This is a genomic window from Massiliimicrobium timonense, assembly GCF_002160865.1.
Taxonomy (GTDB): domain Bacteria; phylum Bacillota_I; class Bacilli_A; order Erysipelotrichales; family Coprobacillaceae; genus Allocoprobacillus.
On sequence record NZ_NFLJ01000019.1, the window covers coordinates 24,684 to 43,911 of the forward strand.

Sequence of the window (19,228 nt, forward strand, 5' to 3'; positions counted from 1 at the left end):
GTTTTAATCATGAAATATCAATTTGCTCATCGTATGTTAAATGTTAAAGCATCAGCAATTAGAGAAATATTAAAAGCAACAGCGAATCCGGATGTGATAAGTTTTGCAGGTGGAAATCCTTCGACAGAAGCCTTTCCTGTAAAAGAAATTGAAAAAATATCTGGTGACTTATTAGCTCATCAGCCTATCAGTGTTTTACAGTATGGAATTACTGAAGGAGATCAGGAATTAATTAAACAGGCCACAGCATTTTTTAATCGTCATGAACAAGTGACGAAAGATGGAGATCAGATGTTGATTACTTCAGGGTCACAACAAATCATGGAGTTTGCAGCAAAGATTTTATGCAATGAAGGAGATGTTGTTGTTTGTGAAAATCCTAGTTTTTTAGGTGCTTTAAATGCTTTTAAATCACTAGGAGCTATGTTGAGAGGGATTACATATCATAATGGACAGTTAGATTTAGAAAAACTTGAAGCAGCTTTATCAATGGAGCCTAGACCTAAATTTATGTACTTAATCCCTAATTTTCAAAATCCAACAGGTATGACTATGTCATTGGATGTCAGACGAGCAGTTTTAAAACTGGCCAAAAAATATGGTGTATTGATTTTAGAGGATAATCCTTATGGTGATTTAAGATTTGGAGGAGAAGCTGTTCCTTCTATGAAATCTTTAGATGAAGATGGTTTGGTGATTTATGCTGCCAGTCTTTCTAAGATTATTGCACCAGGTATGCGTGTAGCATGTTGTATTGCACCTCGTGATATCATTCAAAAAATGGTTGTCGCTAAACAGGCAAGTGATGTTCATTCTAATTTATGGGCACAAAAAGTTATGGCCCGTTATCTTCGTGATTATGATATGAATGAACATATTGATCGTATTTCAAAAATTTATAAAAAGAAATGTCATTTGATGCTGGATGAAATGAAAAAGCATTTTCATCCTGATGTTCAATATACAATACCAACAGGTGGAATGTTTATATGGGCGACATTGCCTGATCATGTTGATATGTTATCGTTTGTTCAAAAGGCATTAGAAAAAAATGTGGCTGTTGTACCGGGAAATGCTTTTTTAGATGATGATACAAAAGAATGCCATAGTTTTAGAATGAACTACTCTACACCAACTGATGAAAAAATTATTGAGGGAGTCAAAATATTAGGTCAAATAACATATGAAATGTTATAAAGTTCGTCATTATTTTTGAATGTTATCATATATAATTGATAAATGGGAGGGAAATTGTATGCCATTTATAACTTTTACAACAACAAAAACATTAACTTTAAATCAAGAAAAAGCACTCAAAGAAAGTGCAGGTCAACTTATTTCTATTTTACCTCATAAAAAAGAAGAAAACTTAATGATTCATATAGAAGATAACCAAGTGATGTATTTTAGAGGACAAGAAATGGAATGTATGAAAATATCTTGTCAATTGTTTCATACAACAGAATATGCACACAAAAAAGAATTTGCTGAAAAACTGTTGAAAGAAGTTGAACGTATTACCAAAATACCTGTAGAACAACAATATCTTTCTATTGAAGAATTTGAAAATTGGGGTAAAAATGGTGAATACTTATAGAAGTCATTTTGACTTCTATATTTTTTTATTGTATTTTGAAAAAAAGACTTGCATTCGATATATGGATATGCTATTATGTTTAAGCAACAAGAAATGCTTGAATAGCTCAGTTGGTAGAGCAATCGGCTGTTAACCGATCGGTCGTAGGTTCGAGTCCTACTTCAAGCGCCATTTTTGTGGCCTGTTGGAGAAACGGTTAACTCACATGCCTTTCACGCATGCATTCACGGGTTCGAATCCCGTACAGGTCACCATATGGAGGTTTAGCTCAGTTGGGAGAGCATCTGCCTTACAAGCAGAGGGTCAGCGGTTCGAGCCCGTTAACCTCCACCATTTTTTTATGCCGGCTTAGCTCAATTGGTAGAGCAACTGACTTGTAATCAGTAGGTTGAGGGTTCAAGTCCTTTAGCCGGCACCATGTTTTTGACCCGCTAGCTCAGTAGGTAGAGCATCTGACTTTTAATCAGAGGGTCAGGCGTTCGAGTCGCCTGCGGGTCACCATTTATATGCGGATGTGGTGAAACTGGCAGACACGCTAGACTTAGGATCTAGTGCTTCGGCGTGCAGGTTCAAGTCCTGTCATCCGCACCAGACAAGCGGGTGTAGTTCAATGGTAGAACTTCAGCCTTCCAAGCTGACTACGTGGGTTCGATTCCCATCACCCGCTCCAAATTTAAAACGACTTACAGGCTTTAATGTTTGTAAGTTTTTTTTGTTTATAGAAATCTTTTTTATTGTATTGAAAGAAAAATAAATAAAATATGTCAATCACTGTTGACAAAGAATATGAATAGGTATATAGTAAATATATGAAGAAGTGTTCATATGTTCATTGAAAGGATGATGTTATGGGAATGAATCAAGAAAATATAGAAGTTCATGAAGATATTGTCAAGCGTGTTCAGGATAAACAACCGGATGATGAATATTTATATGAATTAGCTGATTTATTTAAAGTTTTTGGAGATACAACACGTATTAAGATTCTCTATGCGTTGTTTGAAAGTGAATTATGTGTAGGGGATATTGCTTTAGTTTTAGGAATGAGTCAGTCAGCAGTGAGTCATCAGCTGAGAGTACTTAAAGATAGTAAATTGATTAAATTCAGACGTGAAGGAAAGGTTATTTTTTATTCATTAGATGATGATCATGTCAGAACAATTATGTCTATGGGTATGGAACATGTAGAAGAATAAGAAAGGGGAAAAGGAAGATGAAAAAGACTTATAAAGTGGATGTGGATTGTGCAAACTGTGCAGCTAAAATGGAAGAAGCTGTTAAAAAAACAGAAGGTGTCAAAGATGCAACTTTAAGCTTTATGACTTTAAAGTTAAAAGTTGAATTTGAAGATGGAGTCAATGTTGATGAAGTGATGCAAAAAGCTTATAAGAATTGTAAAGTTGTTGAAGATGACTGTGAAATTTATTTATAAAATAAATTCCCTTTAAAAGGGATATTTATTTGATTTATATATGAATGAATGAACATATATTAAAATGAATAGGAGCGTTTTTATGAATAAAAAACAAAAGAAAGTTCTTTATAGAATTCTGTTGTCTTTAGGATTTATGATTGGAATCATCATTGTCACTTCATATGTTTCTTTAAATTTATATGTTGAAGTGATTCTTTATTTGATACCTTATGTCATTATTGGGTATGATATTTTAAAAAAAGCGATAAAAGGTATATTAAAAAGACAGGTTTTTGATGAAAACTTTTTAATGGCAGTAGCCACTGTAGGAGCCATGTGTTTGGGTGAATTTAGAGAAGGTGTGGCTGTTATGTTGTTTTATCAGATTGGAGAATTGTTTCAAAGTGTTGCAGTCGGTAAAAGCCGTCGTAATATTGCAGCATTAATGGATATTCGTCCTGATTATGCAAATATGGTCATAGATGGTGAAATTCAAAAAGTGGATCCAGATGATGTAGAGATTGGTAGTGAAATCATTGTGAATCCTGGAGAAAAAGTACCTATTGATGGGATTATTGTGGAAGGGAATACAACATTTAATACAAGTGCTTTGACAGGAGAAAGTGTACCAAGAGATGCACATTGCGGTGATGAAGTCATCAGTGGTTTTATTAATATGACTGGTGAAATTAAAGTGAAAACGACAAAAGAATTTGGTGAATCAACAGTATCTAAAATTCTTGATCTGGTAGAAAATTCAAGTATGAAGAAATCACGTTCAGAAAACTTTATTACTAAGTTTGCCAGATACTATACACCAGCCGTTTGTTATAGTGCGTTGGCATTAGCAATTATTCCACCCATTGTTTTGATGCTGATGGGTCAAGATGCCTCATGGGGTGATTGGATTATTCGAGCTTTAACATTCCTCGTTATCAGTTGTCCATGTGCTTTGGTTATCTCTATACCTCTCAGTTTCTTTGGTGGTATTGGCTGTGCTTCAACAAAAGGAATTTTGGTGAAGGGATCTAATTATCTTGAAGCACTTGCCAGTGCGAAATATATTGTTTTTGATAAAACAGGAACATTGACAAAAGGTGTTTTTGAAGTGACACATATTGATCCCGTTGGCAATTATGATTCACAACAGTTATTGTATTATGCAGCCCATGTGGAAATGGCTTCTAGTCATCCTATCAGTTTAAGTTTACAAAAAGCTTATGGACAAACACTAAATCGAGATGTTGTGCATAATATTGAAGAAATAGCAGGACATGGTATTCGTGGAACTGTTCAAGGACATGAAGTTTATGCGGGTAATGAAAAATTGATGCATAAGATAGGTATAGAAATCAATGGTCATCATCCTGAAGGAACAGTTGTGTATATGGCAATAGATCATCAATATGCTGGATGTATTGTGATTTCTGATGTTGTGAAGGCAACTTCTCAAGTGGCTATAAAATCATTGAAAGATCAAGGTATCAAAGAAACAATCATGTTGACAGGAGATTCAAATCAAGTGGCCCAAAAGGTTGCGAAAGAGATTGGTATTGATCGTGTTTATAGTGAACTTTTACCAGCGGATAAAGTTGAAAAAGTAGAAGATATATTACAAAACAAGGGTGAAAAAGAAAAAGTTGCTTTTGTAGGAGATGGGATTAATGATGCACCGGTTTTATCACGTGTAGATATTGGTATTGCGATGGGTGCTTTAGGTTCAGATGCAGCCATTGAAGCAGCGGATATTGTTTTAATGGATGATGATCCAGCCAAGATTTCATTAGCAATGAAAATCTCTTTAAAAACTTTAAGAATTGTAAAAGAAAATATTGTATTTGCTTTAGCTGTGAAGTTTATCTGTTTATTCTTAGGAGCAATTGGTATTGCGAATATGTGGTTAGCCATCTTTGCAGATGTAGGTGTTATGGTTATTGCAGTTATTAATGCAACACGTGCTTTAAAAATAAGGTAACAAAACTGTTACCTTTTCTTTTGATTTTTAACGTGATATAATAGGCTTCTGGATAGGAAGGTGTGTTTGATATGAGTCATCGAATGATTAAAAACATAGCAGGAGTTTTCATTGGAAATACACTTTATGCTTTAGCTGTATTATTGTTTATTGTTCCTAATGGATTGATTACAGGGGGATCAACTGGTTTATCTATAGGTGCTTTTCATCTTTTCGGTATACCGATGACATTATTTTTATCAGTTTTTAATATTATAATGTTTTGTTTAGGTTTCTTTGTTTTAGGAAAAACCTTTGCATTCACAACATTAATCAGTACTTTTTATTATCCATTGATTTTAAATGTTTTTGAAAATACCATTGGTTATACTCAAATGACAACAGATCCTTTATTAGCTGCATTGCTTGGTGGGGTTATGATAGGAAGTGCTATAGGTCTTGTGATTAAGTGTAATGCTTCTACGGGAGGAATGGATATTCCACCATTAATCATTAATAAAAAGACAGGTATTCCTGTCTCTGTTTCAATGTATGCTTTTGATTTTTTAATTTTATTAGTTCAGATTTTTTATACAAATAGAGAAATGGTTTTGTATGGAATTGTTTTAGTAGCTACTTATACAATTATTTTGGATAAGGTTTTGGTTGTGGGGAAAGCACAAACAGAAGTTATGATTGTTTCCAAAGAATATGAACGTATCAATGAAATGATTATCCATGAATTAGATCGTGGAACAACAATGTTGAAATCTATTTCAGGTTATATGAAAAATGAATATCCAGTGATTTTAACAGTTATTTCTCATCGTGAATTGCCACGATTAAATCAACGGGTTTTAAATATTGATGAACATGCTTTTATGATTGTCAGTAAAGTCAATGAAGTTAAAGGAAGAGGTTTTACATTTAAAAAAGAATATATTGAATCATAATGATAAAAGATATAATGAAAGAATGGAGGGAAATTATGAGTCAAGATTGTAATCATGATTGTCAATCATGTCAGGAAGATTGTCAAGAAAGAAGTTTTTTAGCACCAATGAATAAAGATTCACATATTAAAAAAGTGATAGGTGTTGTAAGTGGTAAGGGTGGTGTAGGAAAATCATCTATAACATCTTTATTGGCCGTTTTAAAACAAAGACAAGGATATCAATGTGCCATTTTAGATGGAGATATTACAGGTCCTTCTATTGCAAAAACATTTGGTGTTGAAGGAACACAGATTTATTCTAATGGAGAGTCCATTATTCCAGCGAAGTCTTTAGAAGGTATTCGTATTATGTCAACAAACCTTTTATTAAACGATAGTGAAGAACCTGTTGTCTGGCGTGGCCCTATTTTAGCGGGAATGATTAAACAGTTCTGGAGTGATGTGCAATGGGGAGATGTCGATTATATGTTTGTAGATATGCCTCCAGGTACTGGAGATGTGCCATTAACGATTTTTCAATCATTACCATTAGATGGTATTGTTATTGTGACAAGTCCTCAGGAACTTGTCAGTATGATTGTTTCTAAAGCTGTTAATATGGCTAGAACAATGAATATTCCTATTCTTGGTATTGTAGAAAATATGAGTTATGTTCAATGTCCTGATTGTGAAAAGAAGATTTTTGTATTTGGGAAAAGTCATTTACAGGATGTTGCGAAAAAGTATGACTTACATATTTTAGGTCAATTACCTTTGGATAGCGAATTAACTCAGCTTTCTGATATGGGAATGATAGAAAACTACTCATCTAAGTGGTTGGATGCCTTTGAAAAGGAAATTGAATTTTTTTAATTTGATAGTATTTTAAAAAATCATGGCGATGTCGTTATGATTTTTTATATTCCTTTTTTGTTGATTTGATTATAAAATAGATAATAATGTATTTAATTTGTTCTTATAAATATTTGATATATCTTTATTGTTATGATATTCTTTTCTATAGGTGGTGAAAACATTATGGCAAAATATAAAAATGTTGCAAGTGATATAATTGAGAGAATAAAAAAACATGAATTTAAAGATATTGGAAAATTACCAACTGAGGATGAGATGATAGAATATTATAATGTATCAAGAAATACAATTCGTTCTGCTTTGAAAACACTGACAAGTCAGGGAGTTATTTATTCAAGACAAGGAAGTGGCTTTTATATACGTCAACGAAGTAATGATAATTGTATACCTATTACGGGAACGAATGGATTAACATATGATTTTCCGCATAATACTTTTACAAATGTTGTGCTTTCGATAGAATTATTAAAAGCTGATGAAATACTAGCAAAGAAAATGTTTTGTGAAGTAGGTGATTCAATTTATTTTTGTAAACGATTGAGAATTCTTGATGATAAGAAATTTGCATTGGAATTTAGTTATTATAATCAAAAGATTGTTCCTTATTTAGGAAAAGAAATAGCTGAAAAATCAATTTATAATTATTTGCAAGATAATTTAAAATTGAAGTTCGGATTTGCTGATAAACACATTTCTGCGATTAAATTAAATAAAGAACAAGCAGAACTTCTTGAATTAGAGACTGGAGATCCAGGATTGGTTATTGCAGATACAGTTTATTTGGATAATGGAATGATGTTTAATACTTCACAAGTTATCTATAATTATAAATATGCAAATTTTTATGCGATGGCAGTTAGGTAAGAAGAGATGAAATTTATAATTGTATAATTCAGTTATGGGAAGAAATTTTAATAAAAAAATTTCTTTTTTTATTAAAATATATTTAAAGACTAGATTGTTATTGAAAATTAAATTTATACCAACAAATTTTTTGAAAGGGCTTTACATTTTTAAGATAATGGGATATAATGCATAATGTAAATATTGGTACCAATAAATAAAAAAAATTCTAACAAATCGGAGGGAACAAATGAAAGGTAAAACGATATGCAAATTATTAAAAATTGTCATGTTATTGATTTTTGTTTTAGGTAGTACACCCGTAGAGATTTATGCTTTAGAAAATGAAGCAAAGGCGCCTTTAATGTTTGAAGATTTTGAAGGAACAGAAGAGGGGATTATAGCAACGAACGATGCTGAATTTAGTCTTGTTGAAGGTAGTGCAACAGGTCAAGGAAATAAGGTTGCTCAATTAAAGGTTACATCTAGTGATTGGCCTAGTATTACTCATCGAAGTTTAAAGATTGAAAAAGATGAGTCTGTAGATGTATCTCATTATAAATATATAACTTTTTGGATTAAAGACACTACGGGGCAATCAAATAGTGTGAGATTATCTTTGATTGATAAGAATGGAAAATTTGTAGAAGGTGAATGGAGCGAAAATGCAGCCATTGGAAAATGGTGTCAATTATCGATTGATCTAGATAAATTTTCTAGTCTTGATTTAACATCAATTACTGGTTTATATATTGGAGAATGGAATGAAGGTACATATCTTATAGATGATATACAGTTTAGTGATGTTTTAGCAAAAGATTTAAGTGTAAGTGCTAGTATACCATCAGGGACTTATTTTGACTCATTTTCTGTTGATTTAAGTAGTAAAGATGGTCAGAATATTTATTATACAACTGATGGAAGTCAACCAACCACATCTAGCAAAAAATATCAAGATTCTATAGATGTTCACGATGATATGGATATTAAAGCTATTGTAGAAGTCAATGGAAATATCAGTGAAGTTTATGAATTTCATTATACAATTGACCATAATCTAAAGACATACTATACACCAGTTGTTGTTCAAACGTTTGAAGAAAGAATAAGTGCAACAGCAAGTGCAAATGCTAAAGTCGAATTAACAAGTGATGAAAAACATAAAGGTCAACAAAGTTTAAAGTATGAAAGAACAGCTAGCGGTGGGACTAGTGCATCTGATGGAAGTATAAAAGTTGATTTTAATCATCCTGTTAATGGAACAGATTTGAAATATTTAATTTTTTATATTAAAGATACGCAAGGAAGTAACACAATGCAGATTTCTTTGATTGATGAAGATGGCAAAGAATCAAGCTATGATTGGCAAACTCCTTCAACACTAAAAAATAGCTGGAGCCAATATTTTATTGAACTTGATGATATTCAGGGAATTGATAAGACAAAAATTTCAGGAATGAGATTAGGTCAATGGAATGCAGGAACATATTATATTGATGATATTTATTTAGATAATTATTTATCAACAGGAATTCCAGAATTAAAACCATCAGCTGTGGAAATGAGTATTGATGATGGGTATCGTTTTAAAGATACATTATCTTTATCATTGAGTAATGATCAAAATGCACCCATATATTATACAGTTGATGGAACTCAACCAACAAAGGATAGCCAATTATATAGTAATAGGATTACGCTTAATGGGACAACAACGATTAAAGCAGTGACTTATGATAATGGTGTATATGGCGATGTTGTCACAAGAACGTATACAAAAGATGAAAATGTCTTAACTGATGTTACAAGTGATAAAGAAACTGGTAAATATGTGAAACCGATGGAAGTAACTTTACAAACAGTTGATTCTCTTGATATTTACTATACAACTGATGGAAGTACACCAACTGTTAATAGTACAAAATATAAAACTCCAATATCAGTTGATCATACAACAGTTATTAAAGCTGTATCTAGTAAAGATAATCAATTAGGAAATGTTATGACGTTTGAATATCAATACCCAAGTGTACCTGCAAAAGTTACAGCAAGTAAGGATCAATTGTTATTCAATAGTGCGACTACAGTAGAATTTATCAGTGATCCAGATGCAACTATATATTATACAACAGATGGTAGTCAGCCTGATACAAACAGTCAAGTTGCTGAAGGATATGTAAATATTGATAAAACAATGACAGTTAAAGCGATGGCTTATCGTGATGGAATGGCTAGTGGTGTGTCTACTTTTGAATATGTTATTGTACCAAAAGCAGTTGTTGCAGATAAAAAAGCAGGAACATATCAAGGGTCAGTTGTTGTTGAGATGAGAGTACCAGATACAGATCAAGTAGAAATTTATTATACAACTGATGGTAGTGATGTTACTGTTGAAAATGCTATACATTATACACAACCAATTCTGGTAAGTGAGAATACAACTTTTCGTGTTGCAGCTACTTATAAAAATAGCTCAAGTTTAGGTGAACAAAGCACACATCAATATATTATTAAACCAATTGAAAAAGTTGTGAAACCTGTTATTACACCAGCTAGTGGATGTTATGGACAAAGACAACTTGTTTCTATGCATACTGATACAAATCAAGGAAAGATTTATTATACATTAGATGGTTCAACTCCTAATTTAAATAGTCAATTATTTGAAAAAGATTTTTATGTTGATCAAACCACAACTGTTAAAGCTGTAACGGTTAAAGGAAATCAAATGAGTGATATTGTGACAAACACTATTGAAGTTACTGAGCAATCAAGTCCTTTCTTAAAAACTGATGGTAAAGTTATTCGTAATAATTATGGTGGTGGAGAAGTTGTCCAATTAAAAGGAACAAATATTGGAGGCTGGCTTGTGATGGAAAATTGGCAGTGTCCAGTGAATTCACCAGATCAGAAAACGACGTTAAAAGTACTGACTGAACGTTTTGGAGAAGAAAAGGCGTGGCAACTTATTAATACTTATCAAGATAATTGGTTTACTGAAAAAGATTTTGATGTATTAAAGGACGAAGGTGTTAATTGTTTAAGATTACCAGTAACATATTTTGAAATGGCTAATGAAGATGGAACACTTAAGTCAAGTGCTTTTGAAAGAATTGATTGGGTGATTGAAAATGCTTCAAAACATGATATGTATGTATTGATTGATATGCATGGAGCTTTCGGGTCACAGAATGGTAAAGATCATTCTGGAGATGTGACTTATCCTGATGTGGGTAATTTCTTTGGAAATGAGCAAAATATTCAAAAAACAATTCAATTATGGAAAGCTATTGCTAATAGATATAAAGATAATGCATGGGTAGCAGGTTATGATTTATTGAATGAACCAGGTGGTGCAGTTGGTACAGAACAATTTGAGATATATGATCGTCTTTACGATGCGATTAGATCTATTGATCAAAATCATATTATTCAAATGCAGGCAATTTGGGAACCAACACACTTGCCAAATCCTGAATTATATGGATGGGAAAATGTTGTTTATCAGTATCATTTCTATGGATGGGATGTAGAAAAAGATGCAGAGGGACAAAAAGCTTTTATTGAAAGTAAGGTTCAGTATCTTGAAGATACAAATTATAATGTACCTGTATTTGTTGGTGAATTTACTTTCTTTTCTAATGAGAAAAGTTGGGATTATGGTTTAGAAATATTTAATGAACAAGGATGGTCATATACAAGTTGGACATATAAAGTATCAGGAGATAACAGTAGTTGGGGTATGTATACAATGCCAGATAATGAAAATACAAAAGTTGATATTTATAATGATACTTTTGAAATGATAATGCAAAAATGGTCTCATTTTGAATTTACACGTAATGATGTGTTTGCTGATAAATTATCAAAATATTTCAAAGAAGCATTTGTGGATACGACAGCTCCAATTATTGAAGGAAATGATGCTAAAGTTTCTTTAAATGATGAAAGAGACGTTTCAAAGATTATTAATTTATATGTTAAAGATCAATACGATGGAGTCATTAAGGGAGATAAATTAAAAATAACTACAGATTATTCTTCTCAAAATGCTGGACAATATAATGTTCATGTTATTGCAAGTGATAATGCTGGAAATACAAGTGAAGCAAATTTCGTGATTACGGTTTCTAATGCAGACATTAACGATAATGATGACAATATAGACCAGGGTATTGATAAACCATCACACAATCAAAATGAGGGTATGAATTCTGATACAGATAATAACGTAACAGATACTACAAATACAGAGAATCATTCAAATATAACTTCAACGACTAATATTAATAAAGTGGCACAGACTGGTGATGATACAAATGTGATTTTATTAGTCATCATCATGTCAATATCTTTAGTAGGGATACTCTATTGTATCAGTAAATATTATCTTCAATCTGAAAAATAATAGAAATTAAAAAAAGAAGGTTTTAAATTTATGACCTTCTTTTTCGGTTTTGTTTCACTCTTCTTTTATGGATTTAGTCATTTTAAATGGTTATAAATATATAGAATATCTTTGAATAAGTTCTATAGACATAATATAATACTTTTCATTATTAATGGATTTTTATTCTTTTATAAAAGCATGTGATTTTGTTGTCTTTAGAAACGAGAATATGATTTTCTGTTAGAGTCACAACAACTCCATAACACGTTAATTGTTTGTTGAAAATAAATCATCTAAGAGAATGTTAGATTGAATAAAAATTTTTACTTATACATCTGACACCATCTTAACTAGAAGAAATGTCTAATAAGATTTGTAATTATTTATAGATTGTTAATTTATAGTCTTTTAGAACTTATCGATAACCTTCAAGATGATTTTAATTTACAGATAATGGTTTTATGTAAAACAACTGCAATTGAGATACCATCAATTTTAGCGATTTCTTTAAATGAATAAATTTTCCTAGAAAAATCACATCATGTCATAGAATATTCTTTAGTCATAAAATATGCCAGAAATTGATATAGAATCTATCCAAAAAACGAGTATAATATAAATGAATGGAGGTTTCTACAATGATTCAATGGGGAATTTTAGGTATTGGAAATATTGCTGGACGTTTTATCAAAAGTTTAGAAAATAGTCAGCAAGGTGTTTTATATGCAGCAGCATCTTATACACCGTCAAAATGTGAATCATTTTCAAAAAAATACGAGAATGTGAAAGTTTATCATGATTATGAGGAGTTATTAAATGATGAACATGTTGATGCTGTTTATCTGGCTATGCGACATAGTGATCATTATCGTTGGGCTAAAAAAGCATTACAGCATCATAAAGCCGTTTTATGTGAAAAACCGGCAACTCTTTATAAGTGGCAGATGGAAGATCTAAAACAGGAAGCTATCAACAATCAGACGTTTTTTATGGAAGCTATGAAAACACGTTTTATTCCTTTGATAGAAGATATCAAAACATGTTTAGATGAAAAAGAGATTGGTGATATTTTGAGTGTTGAAACAAGATTTTGTTATTACAGGGATTATCAGGAAGGGCATTATTTATTTGATGAGCAACAGGGTGGTATTTTAAATGATGTAGGAAGTTATAATATTGCCAGTACATTAGATTATATTCATTCACCTCTTGTTTCTGTTGATTCAAAAGTCAGATATCGTTATGGTGTTGATAGTTATGAAAAAGTGACTCTTGTTTTTGAAAATGGGCAAAAGGCATTTTTGGAAATGGCAATGGATGAAAAGAAGGAACCTATTTTAGAAATGATAGGAACAAAAGGAAAGATACAGGCGAATCCTTTTTATCGTCCAACACAGGCAACGATTATTTATCAAAATGGAGAAAAACGTTTATTAGAAAAACCTTATGTTTATGATGATTTCTTTGGTGAAATCGAAGAAGTTCATCGCTGTTTAAGTAAACATTTGATAGAAAGTCCACGTATGAGTTTACAGGATTCTATTGATTGTGTTGACTTGATAGAAAAAATACGACAAAGTTTTTAAAATGATGATCAAAAGGTGCGTTGTTTTGATAATAATAAATAAAAGAATCTAAAAGAATGATATTTATTCTTTTAGATTCTTTGTGTGTTTAAAGATAATGATATTCATGTTCCCAGTGACTTTGAATAAAGAAAGAAGCAGATTGTTTTGCTTTGTCTAAATCCATATAAGTATAATTACCACATTCTTCTTTTTTTGCACCAGGAATGTCTTGATTCCAATTTGCAATTGTTTCAAATGTGTCTTTAACAAGAGATTTTATAGTATCAAAACTTAAATCTTTTGTAATCAGATAAAATCCTGTCATACAACCCATTGGACCAAAATAAATAATATGTTTTTTATATTTTCCATTTCTTAATAGTGTTGCACCAATATGTTCAATCGTATGAGCAGCTTTAGGATCTAAAGGTTTATCAATATTTGGTTCACACATTCTAATATCATATGTTGTTAGATGATCATCAATACGTGAAATATAAACTCCCTTTTTCAGTTGAGTATGATCAACACTAAAACTTGTAATTCTTTCCAATTTTATGCACCTCTCTTTGTCTTTCTTATTGTATAAATAGCTCTCTCTTTTTTCAAGAGGGGATGATTCATTTTGTTTGTTTTTTTCAGTTCTATTGACTATAATAAAAGAAAAGAAGGTGGCAAAGATGAAAGATATTTTTGATAATGTAGAAGTTGAAGTATTGAATGGTGAAATGTGTGAAGAAGAAATGAAAGAATACATTCAATATGTCAAACAAAAATTTCCTCAGGATACTTTAACAGCTTTAACATTAACAATTGATGGTGATTTTGTAGATATGCATTATCATTTACAGCCTCAACCTATGCAAAGAATTCGTCGTATTACAGGATATCTGGTGGGAACGTTGGATCGTTTTAATGATGCGAAAAGGGCAGAGGAACATGATCGAGTGAAACATCAACTTTAAAATGGAAAATATTGTATAGAAAAGTTGCATAAATAAGATTGAATATGCAACTTTTCTTTTGTATAATAGCCATGTAAGGGTGGTGAGAATATGAATAAAGCATATTTATGCATTGATTTTAAGAGCTTTTATGCTTCTGTTGAATGTGTAGAAAGAGGGTTGGATCCATATCAGGTTAATTTGGTTGTTGCTGATAGTTCACGAGGAAAAAGTACAATCTGTCTGGCTGTTTCACCACATTTGAAACAACTGGGTGTAAAAAACAGATGTCGTTTATTTGAAATTCCAAGACATCTTCATTATATTGTGGCTAAACCAAGAATGAAACTTTATATGGAATATTCTGCGAATATTTATGGTTTGTATTTAAAATATATAAGTGCTGATGATATTTATGTTTATTCGATAGATGAAGCTTTTTTTGATGTGACGCAATATTTACGTTTTTATAATAAGAATGCAAAAGAACTGGCACAAATGCTTATTGATGAGGTTTATCAAAAAACAGGTATTCCGGCAACAGCAGGAGTAGGAACAAATCTTTATCTTGCGAAAGTGGCTTTGGATATTACAGCCAAACACAATCAAAGTCATATTGCTTATCTGGATGAAGAATTATATCAGAAGACTTTATGGAATCATACCCAGCTTACTGATTTCTGGCAAATTGGACAAGGGATAGAAAAAAGACTTCATAAACATGGACTGATGACGATGCAGGATGTTGCCATGTGTCCACAAGATATCTTGTATAAGGAGTTTGGAGTGAATGCTCGTTTTTTAATTCAACATGCATGGGGCAAAGAACCTGCAACGCTCCAACAAATTAAAAGTTATCAACCACGCCATCGTTCTATTTCCAATGGTCAAGTTTTATTTGGTGATTATGATTTTCATGATGGATTGCTTGTTTTAAAAGAAATGGTGGAAGATAACGCTTTAGAACTGGTAGAACAAAGATTAGTCACAAATCATATTTCTTTACATGTCAGATATGTAGATGCTTCACTGCCTTCTACAGGTGGAAGTCGTACAATGGGTGTTGTGACAAACTCTTGTCGTTTACTTGTGAAAGAGTTTATTGAACTGTTTCAATCTACAACATTTAGAAATCAACTGATTAGAAAGATTTCAATCGCTTTTGGAGATGTTAAAGATGAAAGATATGAAGCATATGATTTATTTACAGACTATGAAGATATTCAAAAAGAAAGGCAATTACAGCAAGCTATTGTTCATATTAAGAATCAATATGGAAAGGATGCAGTCTTAAAAGCAATGAATATGTTGGATAAAGCAACTGCGAGAAAGCGTCATCAATTAATAGGAGGACATAATGCACAATAATCATGATCAATCCACTCAGTTTCAACCCTTTGATTCATTAAAGGGATTTAGAGAATATCTTCGTGAAAAAGAAAAAAAGCCTGTACAAAGAAAAGAATTGCTGGAAGATGAATGTGAAAGACTGAATTGTTTATTTCAACAGCTTCAAAAAGGTATGGTTGTGAATATTGTTTATTATCACCATCAACAATATCAAACAATTCAAGGAATGATTACTCAAATAGATATAGATTATCGTAAAGTTTTATTTATAGATAATCAAAGAATAGAATTTTATGATATCAGAGATATCGAGATTATGAAATAAAACAAGGAAGACAAATTGATCTTCCTTGTTTTATTTCAGGGTGCCAACAAAGTGAATTTCATGTGTCTGATCTTGTGAAGAAGTTATGTCTATACCATATGTTAGATCATGTGATTCATTATTGGACATTTTTTCTAATTGTGATTCGAAATCTTTTAATTTGTTTTTATCTTGAATGAGAGTTTTATCAAGAGAATAATCAATATCTAAAGTTGAATGAATATCCCATTCTATAGGATCGAAAGACATATAAAGATTATCAGAAGTGTTTTTAAATAATTTAACAGTAACGGTATAATGTTGGAGATATTGTGAATTATCAACAACATAAAGACTTTCGGGAGAAATGGATAAAGATGTTATCAGATGATTGGAAGAATACTGAACAGGCTCTAATATGATATCTTTTTCGTTAATGAGTTGTTTTGTTTTTTCTATAGGTTTGGTTGTTTCTTTGGAATCATAATGAATAAGCCAGTAAATCCCCCCACACAAATGATAAATCCTAATATAAATAATAATTTCTTTTTCATGATCATCACCTTCTTTGTATTTATTATAACAAAAAGAAGTGTATGTTTTGTGAATTTCTTTGTATTTATATTATTTTATGTCCACAGTAAGAACAAAAAATACTATCATTTAAAAATGGTAGAAATCTTGCTCTATGATGACAATAAGGACATCTCCATAAAATAAAATGACAAATCCATGATATAATACATATAATACTTATCATAGCTACGAGTACAGTTATAGGTAAGTTATAAAAATCCTGATCAATGGTATACATAGCACAGAGCATGATCATGAGGATAGATATGACTATAATCAAAATTTCAATAATCTTTTTATAAGTCGTTAATTTCATAAGTAATCACTGTTCCTTATTTAATATAACAAATTATTGAAGATGAAACGTGATTATCATGTAAATTTTATGTAAAGAGAGGATGAAATGATATTTGAAAATATTTTTTTCTAAAAAATGAAAAAACATCTTTACAAATGATTAAAAATCTTATATACTTGTACTTGCCTAATTGAGATAAGTCAATATGGCGGACGTGGCGAAGTGGTTAACGCACCGGATTGTGGCTCCGGCATTTCGTGGGTTCGATTCCCATCGTCCGCCCCAGAGTATGCGGGTGTAGTTCAATGGTAGAACTTCAGCCTTCCAAGCTGACTACGTGGGTTCGATTCCCATCACCCGCTCCATTGAAACAATAAAGTCCTTATTTTAAGGGCTTTTTTTTGTTTTCAAACACAAAATTCAAATAAATATTTTTTGTTTGATGAGTCTATTTGGTTCAAAATTTATTTCTATACTCTCTTTAAAAGGATGGATTTTTTATATAGAATCTCTTTTTTTGCACCAAATTTGCACCAAATTCTTTTATTTTACCAATCTTCCTAGTTCTAAACCTAGTTTTATACCATCTTCAAAAGCATTAAGTATAACAAAGTTATCTACATCTATCCAAGAATTAATGACTTCATCAATTAATTTTTCAGAATTTTGAATTTGTTTTTCTTTCATGATTTGTAATACCTGATTAATTGTATCTTCATTGTGCTTTAATGCTGTTTGATATTCCTTTGTATAAGGCATTTCTTTTTCGCTAGGTATAAATCTTCCAAAATATAAATCTTTTATAAAATCATTCATTATATATTTCCTCCCATCATGACATCAACCTCTATTTTATAGAGGTTGATTGATTTTCAATAACCCGATCAAACTCCTGAATAAGAGCCTGTTCAGTTTCTGTAAATAAATGAGAGTATGTGTTCAGCATTGTTTCGACACTGTGTCCAAAGTGATAAGCCATAGCCACTAAAGATTGTTGTGTTTTTGCATTATTGACCATTAAAGATACGCAACTATGTCTTAAATCATGTATACGTAAGTAGGGTAATGCAATTTCTACAACATAATTCAATCCATACGGATTGTCAATAATGTCTTTGATTTTCACATGTATCTTCCATTCTTTATATCCACCTTTTTTCTCCTCATTGTAATAAACTTTTCCATCTAACATCACGGTTGCACCAATTTTTATTTTTCCACTTAAACAAGAGGCATACGTATATCCATAACCTTTAGAACCGATTCTTAAATGCTTTCTAAATTGATTATGAACTGTATTTCTTGCAAGGGGATAGATAAAACCAAAAACATAAGCCTCTTGATTAAAATTGATTTTTTGACTTTCTATTTGATACCATTTCTCTAATATATTGATAAGAATTTGAGGTATACAAATTAGTCGTGTTGAATTTTTTGTCTTAGGTGGTGTTAAGACTTCTTCTTTGACAGAATGAATATTGGATAGAGTCTGTTGAATATTAATAGTTCCCTTTTTCAAATCAATATGTTTCCACTGTAATGATAAAGCTTCACCACGTCGCATACCTGTATAATAAAGTAATGAGAATAACGTATAATATAGGGGTTCTTTCACATTATAGATGAACTCTTGGAATTCTGAAGGCTTCCATACATTATAATTGGTTTGATTGAGTTCATCAGGTTTTTTAATTCTTCGTACTTTTCTTAAAGGATTTGTTTGAATATATTCGTTTTCTAAAGCATATTTAAAGACAAGATTAAGTTTGTAATAGATTTTATCAATGGTAGCGATACTTAGATTTTTCTTTTCTAATGAAAGAATAATCTGTCTTAAATCTTGTGAAGTGATACTTACAATTGGTTTATCAAATAAATTTTTAGCATGTTGTAATGCCTGTTTGGTTGTTTTGATAGAAGTTTCTTTCATATAATACTGACAATCTAAAATAACTTCATCAATAACTTCTTTGAGTGTTTTTTGATTGTTTTCTTCTTGAGTCTTTAACAATTTTCTTTCTATATCATATTTAACTTTTGATTCTTTTTCTAACGCTTCTTTTTTTGTTTCAAAACCACTTTTTCCTGTATAAACTTGTTTTTGTCGCCATTTATTATCATTATCTTTGTATTTAAATCTTATCGACCATAAACCATATTTGTTTTTATATACTGCCATT

At 31.2% G+C, this 19,228-nt stretch carries 17 protein-coding genes and 9 tRNA genes; 22 read left to right on the top strand and 4 right to left on the bottom strand.

Annotation, left to right across the window (positions count from 1 at the left end; translation table 11 throughout):
- Positions 1-9: 9 nt before the first annotated feature.
- From B5E75_RS07540 to B5E75_RS07620, 17 genes are all read left to right on the top strand, one after another.
- Positions 10-1,197 (top strand): aminotransferase-like domain-containing protein, encoded by a 1,188-nt coding sequence (locus B5E75_RS07540; protein WP_087358146.1) that lies wholly within the window; start codon positions 10-12, stop codon positions 1,195-1,197.
- A 58-nt stretch (positions 1,198-1,255) separates the two neighbouring features.
- On the top strand, positions 1,256-1,597 hold the full coding sequence (locus tag B5E75_RS07545) for a hypothetical protein (RefSeq protein WP_087358147.1): 342 nt from the start codon (positions 1,256-1,258) through the stop codon (positions 1,595-1,597).
- Positions 1,598-1,692: 95 nt separating this feature from the next.
- A tRNA-Asn gene (locus tag B5E75_RS07550) sits at positions 1,693-1,768 on the top strand.
- 7 nt (positions 1,769-1,775) lie between these two features.
- A tRNA-Glu gene (locus B5E75_RS07555) sits at positions 1,776-1,851 on the top strand.
- 3 nt (positions 1,852-1,854) lie between these two features.
- A tRNA-Val gene (locus tag B5E75_RS07560) sits at positions 1,855-1,930 on the top strand.
- A 9-nt stretch (positions 1,931-1,939) separates the two neighbouring features.
- Positions 1,940-2,015, top strand: a tRNA-Thr gene (locus B5E75_RS07565).
- 7 nt (positions 2,016-2,022) lie between these two features.
- Positions 2,023-2,098: transfer RNA gene (locus B5E75_RS07570), tRNA-Lys, on the top strand.
- Positions 2,099-2,105: 7 nt separating this feature from the next.
- Positions 2,106-2,188: transfer RNA gene (locus tag B5E75_RS07575), tRNA-Leu, on the top strand.
- A 5-nt stretch (positions 2,189-2,193) separates the two neighbouring features.
- A tRNA-Gly gene (locus B5E75_RS07580) sits at positions 2,194-2,267 on the top strand.
- A gap of 178 nt (positions 2,268-2,445) precedes the next feature.
- The gene (locus tag B5E75_RS07585; RefSeq protein WP_087358148.1) at positions 2,446-2,793 is read left to right on the top strand and encodes an ArsR/SmtB family transcription factor; all 348 of its coding nucleotides are present in this window, start codon (positions 2,446-2,448) and stop codon (positions 2,791-2,793) included.
- 17 nt (positions 2,794-2,810) lie between these two features.
- Entirely contained in the window at positions 2,811-3,029 is a 219-nt protein-coding gene (locus B5E75_RS07590) for a cation transporter (protein ID WP_087358149.1), read from the top strand.
- Between the two features lie 82 nt (positions 3,030-3,111).
- Complete coding sequence (locus B5E75_RS07595; protein WP_087358150.1) at positions 3,112-4,986, top strand: heavy metal translocating P-type ATPase; 1,875 nt, start codon at positions 3,112-3,114, stop codon at positions 4,984-4,986.
- A 71-nt stretch (positions 4,987-5,057) separates the two neighbouring features.
- Complete coding sequence (locus B5E75_RS07600) at positions 5,058-5,918, top strand: YitT family protein (protein WP_087358151.1); 861 nt, start codon at positions 5,058-5,060, stop codon at positions 5,916-5,918.
- A 35-nt stretch (positions 5,919-5,953) separates the two neighbouring features.
- Positions 5,954-6,772 (top strand): Mrp/NBP35 family ATP-binding protein, encoded by an 819-nt coding sequence (locus B5E75_RS07605; protein ID WP_087358152.1) that lies wholly within the window; start codon positions 5,954-5,956, stop codon positions 6,770-6,772.
- A 165-nt stretch (positions 6,773-6,937) separates the two neighbouring features.
- Positions 6,938-7,639 carry a GntR family transcriptional regulator gene (locus B5E75_RS07610; RefSeq protein ID WP_087358153.1) on the top strand — a complete coding sequence of 234 codons (702 nt, stop codon included), beginning with the start codon at positions 6,938-6,940 and terminating at the stop codon, positions 7,637-7,639.
- A 229-nt stretch (positions 7,640-7,868) separates the two neighbouring features.
- Complete coding sequence (locus tag B5E75_RS07615) at positions 7,869-12,026, top strand: chitobiase/beta-hexosaminidase C-terminal domain-containing protein (protein WP_087358154.1); 4,158 nt, start codon at positions 7,869-7,871, stop codon at positions 12,024-12,026.
- 620 nt (positions 12,027-12,646) lie between these two features.
- The gene (locus B5E75_RS07620; RefSeq protein ID WP_087358155.1) at positions 12,647-13,594 is read left to right on the top strand and encodes a Gfo/Idh/MocA family protein; all 948 of its coding nucleotides are present in this window, start codon (positions 12,647-12,649) and stop codon (positions 13,592-13,594) included.
- An 88-nt stretch (positions 13,595-13,682) separates the two neighbouring features.
- Here the strand turns inward: B5E75_RS07620 and B5E75_RS07625 are convergent, their stop codons facing one another.
- Positions 13,683-14,129 (bottom strand): S-ribosylhomocysteine lyase, encoded by a 447-nt coding sequence (locus B5E75_RS07625; RefSeq protein WP_087358156.1) that lies wholly within the window; start codon positions 14,127-14,129, stop codon positions 13,683-13,685.
- Positions 14,130-14,256: 127 nt separating this feature from the next.
- Between B5E75_RS07625 and nrdD the strand changes: the two genes are divergently transcribed.
- The 3 genes from nrdD to B5E75_RS07640 all read left to right on the top strand — a co-directional run bounded on the left by nrdD (position 14,257) and on the right by B5E75_RS07640 (position 16,195).
- On the top strand, positions 14,257-14,541 hold the full coding sequence (gene nrdD / locus B5E75_RS15135) for an anaerobic ribonucleoside-triphosphate reductase (protein ID WP_087358157.1): 285 nt from the start codon (positions 14,257-14,259) through the stop codon (positions 14,539-14,541).
- Positions 14,542-14,631: 90 nt separating this feature from the next.
- The gene (locus tag B5E75_RS07635) at positions 14,632-15,888 is read left to right on the top strand and encodes a Y-family DNA polymerase (RefSeq protein ID WP_087358158.1); all 1,257 of its coding nucleotides are present in this window, start codon (positions 14,632-14,634) and stop codon (positions 15,886-15,888) included.
- The gene (locus B5E75_RS07640) at positions 15,878-16,195 is read left to right on the top strand and encodes a YolD-like family protein (RefSeq protein ID WP_087358159.1); all 318 of its coding nucleotides are present in this window, start codon (positions 15,878-15,880) and stop codon (positions 16,193-16,195) included. Before B5E75_RS07635 ends, B5E75_RS07640 begins: the two co-directional genes overlap by 11 nt.
- Before the next feature lie 30 nt (positions 16,196-16,225).
- Here B5E75_RS07640 and B5E75_RS07645 read toward each other — a convergent pair whose 3' ends face one another.
- Positions 16,226-16,690 carry a hypothetical protein gene (locus B5E75_RS07645; protein WP_087358160.1) on the bottom strand — a complete coding sequence of 155 codons (465 nt, stop codon included), beginning with the start codon at positions 16,688-16,690 and terminating at the stop codon, positions 16,226-16,228.
- A gap of 566 nt (positions 16,691-17,256) precedes the next feature.
- Here B5E75_RS07645 and B5E75_RS07650 point away from each other — a divergent pair.
- A tRNA-His gene (locus B5E75_RS07650) sits at positions 17,257-17,333 on the top strand.
- 6 nt (positions 17,334-17,339) lie between these two features.
- Positions 17,340-17,413: transfer RNA gene (locus tag B5E75_RS07655), tRNA-Gly, on the top strand.
- Between the two features lie 178 nt (positions 17,414-17,591).
- Here B5E75_RS07655 and B5E75_RS07660 read toward each other — a convergent pair.
- Positions 17,592-17,864, bottom strand: coding sequence for a DUF6809 family protein (locus B5E75_RS07660; RefSeq protein WP_087358161.1), 273 nt, complete (start codon positions 17,862-17,864; stop codon positions 17,592-17,594).
- Positions 17,865-17,895: 31 nt separating this feature from the next.
- Positions 17,896-19,227 (bottom strand): tyrosine-type recombinase/integrase, encoded by a 1,332-nt coding sequence (locus B5E75_RS07665; protein WP_087358162.1) that lies wholly within the window; start codon positions 19,225-19,227, stop codon positions 17,896-17,898.
- Position 19,228: the final 1 nt, after the last annotated feature.

Excerpts from the sequence above, each read along its gene's own strand:
- B5E75_RS07540 (WP_087358146.1), top strand. The coding sequence starts at position 10 with ATGAAATATCAATTTGCTCATCGTATGTTAAATGTTAAAGCATCAGCA.
- B5E75_RS07635 (WP_087358158.1), top strand. The coding sequence starts at position 14,632 with ATGAATAAAGCATATTTATGCATTGATTTTAAGAGCTTTTATGCTTCT.
- B5E75_RS07665 (WP_087358162.1), bottom strand. The coding sequence starts at position 19,227 with ATGGCAGTATATAAAAACAAATATGGTTTATGGTCGATAAGATTTAAA.
- B5E75_RS07610 (WP_087358153.1), top strand. The coding sequence starts at position 6,938 with ATGGCAAAATATAAAAATGTTGCAAGTGATATAATTGAGAGAATAAAA.
- B5E75_RS07620 (WP_087358155.1), top strand. The coding sequence starts at position 12,647 with ATGATTCAATGGGGAATTTTAGGTATTGGAAATATTGCTGGACGTTTT.
- B5E75_RS07600 (WP_087358151.1), top strand. The coding sequence starts at position 5,058 with ATGAGTCATCGAATGATTAAAAACATAGCAGGAGTTTTCATTGGAAAT.
- nrdD (WP_087358157.1), top strand. The coding sequence starts at position 14,257 with ATGAAAGATATTTTTGATAATGTAGAAGTTGAAGTATTGAATGGTGAA.
- B5E75_RS07640 (WP_087358159.1), top strand. The coding sequence starts at position 15,878 with ATGCACAATAATCATGATCAATCCACTCAGTTTCAACCCTTTGATTCA.
- B5E75_RS07595 (WP_087358150.1), top strand. The coding sequence starts at position 3,112 with ATGAATAAAAAACAAAAGAAAGTTCTTTATAGAATTCTGTTGTCTTTA.
- B5E75_RS07585 (WP_087358148.1), top strand. The coding sequence starts at position 2,446 with ATGGGAATGAATCAAGAAAATATAGAAGTTCATGAAGATATTGTCAAG.
- B5E75_RS07545 (WP_087358147.1), top strand. The coding sequence starts at position 1,256 with ATGCCATTTATAACTTTTACAACAACAAAAACATTAACTTTAAATCAA.
- B5E75_RS07660 (WP_087358161.1), bottom strand. The coding sequence starts at position 17,864 with ATGAATGATTTTATAAAAGATTTATATTTTGGAAGATTTATACCTAGC.
- B5E75_RS07615 (WP_087358154.1), top strand. The coding sequence starts at position 7,869 with ATGAAAGGTAAAACGATATGCAAATTATTAAAAATTGTCATGTTATTG.
- B5E75_RS07605 (WP_087358152.1), top strand. The coding sequence starts at position 5,954 with ATGAGTCAAGATTGTAATCATGATTGTCAATCATGTCAGGAAGATTGT.
- B5E75_RS07590 (WP_087358149.1), top strand. The coding sequence starts at position 2,811 with ATGAAAAAGACTTATAAAGTGGATGTGGATTGTGCAAACTGTGCAGCT.